General features: G+C 72.7%; 5 protein-coding genes. 1 reads left to right on the forward strand and 4 read right to left on the reverse strand.

The genetic code is table 11. From position 1 onward, the window contains the following. From ABT381_RS34495 to ABT381_RS34510, 4 genes are all read right to left on the reverse strand, one after another. The coding region (locus ABT381_RS34495) for a phytoene desaturase family protein (protein WP_351601640.1) at positions 1–1045 on the reverse strand (1045 nt) is incomplete at its 3' end. Between the two features lie 440 nt (positions 1046–1485). Then, on the reverse strand, positions 1486–2139 hold the full coding sequence (locus ABT381_RS34500) for a TetR/AcrR family transcriptional regulator (RefSeq protein ID WP_351601643.1): 654 nt from the start codon (positions 2137–2139) through the stop codon (positions 1486–1488). A gap of 44 nt (positions 2140–2183) precedes the next feature. Then, the gene (locus ABT381_RS34505) at positions 2184–4394 is read right to left on the reverse strand and encodes a YhgE/Pip family protein (RefSeq protein ID WP_351601646.1); all 2211 of its coding nucleotides are present in this window, start codon (positions 4392–4394) and stop codon (positions 2184–2186) included. After that, positions 4366–5163: an ATP-binding cassette domain-containing protein gene (locus ABT381_RS34510; protein WP_351601649.1), complete on the reverse strand. Its 798-nt coding sequence runs from the start codon at positions 5161–5163 to the stop codon at positions 4366–4368. The genes ABT381_RS34505 and ABT381_RS34510 overlap by 29 nt, the downstream gene beginning before the upstream one ends. Positions 5164–5359: 196 nt before the next feature. Here ABT381_RS34510 and ABT381_RS34515 point away from each other — a divergent pair, with 196 nt between their 5' ends. Beyond that, the gene (locus ABT381_RS34515) at positions 5360–5851 is read left to right on the forward strand and encodes an SAV_6107 family HEPN domain-containing protein (protein WP_351601652.1); all 492 of its coding nucleotides are present in this window, start codon (positions 5360–5362) and stop codon (positions 5849–5851) included. Positions 5852–6427: the final 576 nt, after the last annotated feature.

Raw genomic sequence — 6427 nt, forward strand, 5'->3', positions numbered from 1 at the left:
GCTCCGCCTCCCGGTCCGCGGCGTGCACGACCGTACGGAGCGCGGCGCCCGTCTCCCGGGCGCCGCGCAGCGCCAGCAGCACGCTGAACCGCCCGCTCGGCGGCGCCGCCGGCGGCAGCACGTCGTCCGCGCTGCGGACTTTCCCGGCCGCGCCGGGGGAGTCGCCGGTCAGCCCGGCCAGCGTCCACGGGTCGACGCCCGCGACCACCACGTCGGCGTCCGCCACCCGCCCGTCGGCCAGCTCCACCCCGGCCGCCCGGCCGTCCTTGACGACCAGCCGCCGCACCTCGGCACCGAAGGTGAACTCCACCTTCCTGGCCAGGCAGCGCTCGTACAGTGCCGTGGCCAGCGCGCGCAGCCCGCCGCCGATGTACCACGAGCCGAAGGTCTGCTCCATGTACGGCAGGACCGTGGCGCTCGCGGGGGCGGTGCGCGGGTCGAAGCCGTACGCCAGCGCGTGGCTCTCCAGCAGCGCCACCAGCCGCGGGTCCTTGAGCTCCAGGGCCGCGACCTCGGCGAGGGTGCGCGCCGGGCGCCGCTTGAGCAGGCCCTTGTGGCCGACGGCCGGATACGGCTCGCGGCCCAGCACCCGCCAGTCGGGCCACAGCGGCTCCTCCAGCAGCGGCCGACGGGTCCGGTCCCAGGCTTCCCGGGCGCGGCCCAGCAGCGCGCTCCAGCGCTCGCCCGCGCCCGCGCCGAGCGCCCGGTCCAGCGCCTCGGTGACGCCGGCCCGCGAGGCGTTCGGCAGGAGGACCTCCGTGCCGTCCGCGAAGACGTGCCGGCTCGCCGGGTCGACCTGGACCAGGCCGACCACGCTCTCCAGCGGCTCGCGGCCGGTCTTGACGAACAGGTCCCGCTGCACGGCCGGGAGGTGCAGCAGCCCGGGACCGGTGTCGAAGCCGAAACCGGCGCGCTCGAACCGCCGCAGTGAGCCGCCATGGGTCTCGCCGCGCTCCCACACCGCCACCCGGTGGCCCGCGACGGCCAGCCGGGCGGCGGCCGCCATCGCGCCCGTCCCGGCGCCGATCACCGCAATCCGTGCCATGTCCGTGACTTTATCGGCGACCACTGACAACGCCGCCGGGCGCCCTCACCTCAGGCGCTCGGGCACGAAAAAAACGCGCTGCCCTGGCACGGATCGTTCCCCCTTCGATCCGACCAGGACAGCGCGTCCCCCGTGCTTCCCCCGTTCCACCGGGTTTCCCCGGCTTCCCCCGTGCCGCCGAGTTGCCTCGGCGTCCCCCGTGCTCCCCCGTGGAGCGTGGAGCCCCATTCCCCCGTGGCTCCCCCGTGGAGCCCCGCTTCCCCCGTGGCTCCCCCTGCCACGTCGGGGAGGCCGTACCGTTCCGCCGCCCCGTGTCGGCGGTACCGGCGCCGGCTTCCCCTCCGTGGCCTCCACTTTCCCGTCTGCGCAGGTCGCGGCCCATCCGCGTACCTACTCATCTCCCCTTCTGAGTACGTGTACTCAGGGCTGGGTGCTCATCCTCAGGAGCGGCCGGTTCCGGCCTCGGCACCGGCGCCTCCCGCGCCCTGATGGCCGCTCACCCGTCCTTGGAGCAGCCGGGAGAGCGCCGCGTGCACATCGTCGATCGACCGGTCCGGCTGGAAGGACTGCCAGTCCAGCGCTGCCACCAGCACCATCCCGAACAGCGCGGAAGCCGTCAGCGGGATGTCGATCTCCTCGCTCAGCTCGCCGCCTGCCACCGCGTCCCGGATGACGTCGGCGACCACGGAGACGGCCCGTTCCCGCACCATCAACAGCGTGGAGTTCCACGTCCGGTTCGTGCGCCACAGCTCGGCGACGAACAGCTGGGTGAGCGCCGGGTACTGCGAGATGAAGTACAGCCCCGCGTGGATCATCGCGTCCAGCGCGTCGACCCGGGAGCCGCCCCGCTCCGCCACCTCGTCGGCGGCGTTCTGGAGCGAGGCGGCCAGCATCTCCACGCCGTGCCGGAGCAGCTCTTCGAAGAGCACGTTCTTGCTCGCGAAGTTGTAGTAGACCGTGCCCTTCGCGACACCGGCCCGCTCGGCGATCTCGTCCACCGTGGTGGAGGAGAAACCCTGTTCGGCGATGAGCGTCACCGCGGCCTCGAAGAGCTTGCGCCGGGTCGCCTCACGACGCGTGTTGGAGCTGTCCATGGAGGCGATTGTGCCCCCTGCGGACGGCACCGCGGTCCGCGTGCTCACAGGCTGAGCTCCGGGTGCAGGTCCTTCATCCGTACGACCTGCCGGCCCCGCGCTGTCCACGTGGTGAGCGCGAGCGCGCCCACGGTGAAGGCCGCCAGCACGAGGCCGCCCTGCCACACCGGTGTCAGGTCACCGCCCGTGATGAGGCGGCGCAGCCCTCCCACGATGTACGTCATCGGCAGGTACGGGTGCAGCGCGTTGAAGAAGCCGGGGCTGGTCTGCACGGGGTACGTACCGCCCGCCGAGGTCAGCTGGAGCATCAGCAGCGCCAGCACCAGGATCCGGCCCGCGGCGCCGAATTGCGCGTTCAGCCACTGCACGATCGCCGCGAAGCAGGCCGTGGCCAGTACCAGGAACCCGATCGTGCCCGCCGCGTTCACCATCTCCAGGCCCAGCCCGAAGTGCAGCACGGACATCAGGGCGGCGATCTGCAGCACCCCGATGGCGAACACCGGGAGCCAGCCGGACACCGCGGTCCGCAAGGCGCTCGCGCCGGCCGCCAGCGCCCGCCGGTTCAGCGGCTGGATCAGCATGTAGGCGACCATCGCGCCGACCCACAGGGACAGCGGGATGAAGTACGGGGCGAAGCCCGTCCCGTAGTTGGGCGCCTTGTGCGCCGAGCCCGAGGCGAGCTGCACCGGGTCGGACATCACACCCGTACGGGCGTCCCGCTGGTCCTTGTCGTAGTCCGGGATCTGCTTGACACCGTCGTGCAGCCCGCCGGCCAGCTTCGCCGAGCCGTCGGACAGCTTGAACATGCCGCCGTTCAGGGTCTCGGCGCCGTTCTTCAGCTTGCCCACGCCCTCGTCCAGGTCGCCGGCACCGGTCTGCAGCCTGCCCATACCGGTGTCCAGGTCGGTGCCGCCCTTCTTGGCGGTGCCGGTCCCCTTGTGCAGGTCGCCCGCTCCGGTGGCCAGCTTGTCGGCACCGGTGGCCACCGCGTGCGCGCCCTTGTTGAGCTCGTTGACCTGCTTGACGGCCGTGTCCAGGTCCTGGCCGAGCGTGGGGCCGTGTTCGGCCAGCGTGCTCGCGAGCCGGTGCACCTCGTCCAGGTCCTTGGCCAGCTGGGCCAGGTTCTTCTCGTTCTGGACCAGGCCGCTGACCTCCTCGGCCTTGTCGGCCGCCGCATCGGACTTGTCCCGCATGTCCTTGAGCTCGGTGCAGGAGACGTCGCGGTCGGTCAGGGAGTTCTCGCAGCGCAGCTTGTAGAAGGCCGCGACCTGGTTGGCCAGCGCCCGGGAGGTGGTGGCCCCGTCCGAGGCGGCCTTCGGCAGCTTGTCGAGGTTGTCCCGGATGGCCTGCGAGCCGTCGGCCACCAGGCGCGCGGCATCGCCGATCTCCTTGCCGTGCGCGCGCACGAAGGGGCCCACCGCCTTGTCGGCCTCGTTCACCTTGTCGGCGAGCTTCTGGGTGCCGTCGGCCACCTGGCCCGCGCCCTTGGAGACCTGACCGGCCCCGGTGTCGAGCTTGCCCGCCCCGGAGTCGAGGTCCTTCAGGCCGTTCGCCAGGTCGTGGCTGCCCTTCTTGGCGGTGTCGACGCCGTCGGCCAGGTCGCTGCTGCCGTTCTTGGCGCTGTCCAGGCCGTTCTTCAGGTCGCCGGTGCCCTTCTTGGCCTGCCCGATGCCGCCCTTGAGCTCGGAGGCGCCGTCGGCCGCCTTCTGGGTGGCGTCGTGCAGGTCGGAGAACGACACGAAGATCTTGTCCAGGAAGCCGCGCGAGGACTTCGCGGACGCCGCGGAGCGCACCTCGGAGAAGACCGTCTTGGAGATCTGCCCGACGATGTAGTTGTTGGCGTCGTTCGTACGGACCTTCAGCTCGCCGGCCTCCGGGTGGTCGCCGGAGCTGGACGCGATCGAGGTGCTGAAGTCGTCGGGGACGGTCAGCGAGAGGTAGTACGTTCCGGACTCGACGCCCTTGGCCGCGTCGGCGGCGCTCACAGGGTGCCAGTCGAAGGTGTCACTGTCCTTGAGGCCCTTGACGAGGTCGTCGCCGGCGTTGATCTTCTCGCCCTTCGCCGAGGCGCCCCGGTCGGCGTTGACCAGCGCGACCGGGATCTTGTCCAGGCGCGAGTACGGGTCCCAGAAGGACCACAGGTAGAGCGCTCCGTAGAGCAGCGGCAGCAGCAGGAGGGCCACCAGCGCGGCGCGCGGCAGCTTCCCCCTGCCGAACCGCTTCAGCTCAAGCGCGGCCAGCTTCGGCGAGCGCATCCGCCGCCCCCTCCTCGTTCTCGGTGTTCTTCTCGGTGCCCGTTTCCGGCTCGGGCCGCGGCTTCTCTGGGCGCCGCGCCGTGGAGACCACGAGCGCGTCCTCGGGTGCCTGGCTGCACACCGCCAGTACCGTCGTCCCGGCAGCGGCCAGCCCGCGCAGCAGGGCCCACGCCTGCGCGCGCTCCTCGTCCGACAGCTTCAGGTCGGTGTCGTCGACGGCCAGCAGCCGCGGCGCACCGATGAGCGCCAGCGCGACGGACAGCCGCAGCGCCTCCAGCCGCTCCAGGTCCCGTACGGACGTCCGTACGCCCTTGGGCAGCGTCTCCGGATCGAGCCCGGCGGCCTCCAGGGCCGCGTCGATCCGGCCCCGGGCCTCGGCGCGGCGCTCGCGGCGCGGGCGCAGCAGGGCGCGTACCGGGCTGCCGAAGCGGCGCTGCAGCAGGGCCCGTTCGTGCAGGTGCTCGGCGACCGTGAAGGCCGGGTCGAGCTCGGCGACGCCGGGCACGTGGGCAAGCGCCGTGATGGCCCGTACGGCGGCCATCTTCTTGGGCAGCGACAGGCCGCCCACCCGGGCCTTTCCGGCGGCCGTCGTCATGCGTCCGGTGAGCGCGAGCAGCAGGCACGTGCGGCCCGAGCCGGACGGCCCCTCGATCGCGATCAGCGTGCCGGGCTCGGCCGCGATGTCGACGTCCTGGAACGCCCAGCCGCGAGGCCCTTTGACCCCGAGCCCCTGGGCCTTGACCGCCGCCCCGTGCGGGGTGCTGTCCACGGTCCCTCCCTCTTGAACTGACCAGTCAGTGCAAAAAGTATGCCGCACGGTGCCGGGGGGAGCGCAAGTCGGCCGGTACCGAAGGCGACGTGATCTGGACTACACGGAGAAAGTGCAGGTCAGGGCGATTGTCAGTGGTGTGCCTCACGATGGGTTGTGCGGTTCCGAGCCGTTATGCGACGACAGGAGGTTCGTCATGGCATCTCGTCCCACTGGGGCAGGTTCCGCTGCGTACGGTCCCCCGGGCGATGTCCATCCCGTCCTGCGCCGGACGGCCGCCCCGCCCGCCGCCCTCGACCTGCTGGCCAAGGCCCAGCGCGGCCTGGAAGAGGCGGCGTCCCTGGAAGCCCCGAACGAGCGCTTCGCGACGGCTCACCTCGCCGCCCTGCGCGCGGCTGCCGCCGTACTGGCCGTGCGGGGCCGCCCCGAGCCGACGCTCCGGCGAAGGCAGCGCATCCGCAGCGCCTGGGAGGTGCTGCCCGAGGTCGCGCCCGAATTATCGGAGTGGAGCGCCCTGTTCGCCGCCGGTGCCGAGCGCAGGGCGCGCGCCGAAGCGGGCATACCCGGGGCGGCCGGCCCCCGGGAGGCCGACGACCTCCTGCGCGCCGCCGCCCACTTCCTCCGCCTCGTCGAGCGCCTGCTGGCCCTGCAGCCGCTGCTCCCGCCACCCCGGACACGCGCCGGGTGACGGGCCGACCGGGCGCCCATCGGACGCCGCCTCGGCCGGGCGGGCGCGTGCGTGCGCGCGTCCGGAAGCGGCTTCGGCCGGAAAATGCGGGGGCGTATTCCCGGCCTTGCCATTCCCGGCTCCGCTGCCCGCTGCCCGCACTCCGCCCGTGGCTTCCGTGTCCGTCTCCGCGTTCCCGCTTTCCGCGGAGTTCCCGCCCGCGCCCGTCTTTTTCCTTCACCGCCCGGCCTTCTCCGTCCGGCCATCTCCGCCTGGCCCGGCATCGCCTTTTCCGTCCGGTGGAACGAAAGGGAATTACCGGGAAGCGCGCCCCGGTGCCGGGCGGCCGCAATTCGCCCGGGAAAGGCCCGGGACCGGCCCCCGCGCACGGCTCGGTGGTGCGCGGGCGTGGCGGAGGACCCGCGACCCCATAGGGTGGGAGGCGCCTATCAGTACATGCCCCCGCGAGGAGCCACCCGCCGTGTCTGACCCGCTGCGCCCGCGCGCCGCTGTACGCCCGCTCCCTGACGGGCGCGGTCCTGCGGCGGAAGGCCGGCTTCATCGTCACGTCGAAGGGCGGCACGGCCAACCCGGACC

This window comes from Streptomyces sp. NPDC000151 (assembly GCF_040301705.1).
Taxonomy (GTDB): domain Bacteria; phylum Actinomycetota; class Actinomycetes; order Streptomycetales; family Streptomycetaceae; genus Streptomyces.